The following is a 657-nucleotide window of genomic DNA, read 5'->3' as shown; positions in this document are numbered from 1 at the left end:
AAATCGTACCTTTGTCATACACCAATCAGGTTATAATAACATGGAACAGATACGTAAACTGCCGATAGGCATACAGACTTTTGATAAACTACGTGAAGGCGGTTTTCTTTATGTAGATAAGACGGCTATGATTTATCAAATAGCATCTACTTCTACTCCTTATTTCCTGAGCCGTCCCCGTCGTTTTGGCAAGAGCCTGCTTCTTTCTACCTTTGAAGCCTACTTTCAAGGACGCAAGGATTTGTTTCAAGGTTTGGCCATCGAACAGCTGGAAAAGGAATGGGAAGAATATCCGGTTTTGCACTTGGATCTGAATGCCCGGAAATATGAAACTGCTGCTGACCTGACGGCTATGCTTAATCAGTATCTGGAGAAATGGGAGCTGCTCTATGGTCAGGAGAAGAAAGACCGTAGTCCGGAAGAGCGTTTTGCTTACGTGATAGAGCGGGCATGCACGCTGACGGGAAAGCAGGTTGTTGTGCTGATTGATGAGTATGACAAGCCATTGCTTCAAGCGGTCTTGGATGAGAACTTGCTGGATGAGTATCGGAAAATATTGAAAGCGTTCTACGGTGTCTTGAAGAGCGCTGACCGTTATCTTCGTTTTGTTTTCCTGACCGGAGTGACCAAGTTTGCGCAAGTAAGTGTGTTCAGTGA

General features: G+C 44.7%; 1 protein-coding gene. It reads left to right on the top strand.

Annotated features, from left to right (window positions below):
* Positions 1–40: 40 nt before the first annotated feature.
* Positions 41–657 (top strand): AAA family ATPase (locus E5355_RS19165; RefSeq protein WP_168354398.1); only part of this gene is annotated, 617 nt, incomplete at its 3' end.

Origin of the sequence: Bacteroides muris (ex Afrizal et al. 2022), assembly GCF_004793475.1 — a bacterium.
GTDB classification, from domain to species: domain Bacteria; phylum Bacteroidota; class Bacteroidia; order Bacteroidales; family Bacteroidaceae; genus Bacteroides; species Bacteroides muris.
This window is presented reverse-complemented; position numbering and strand designations above follow the sequence as displayed.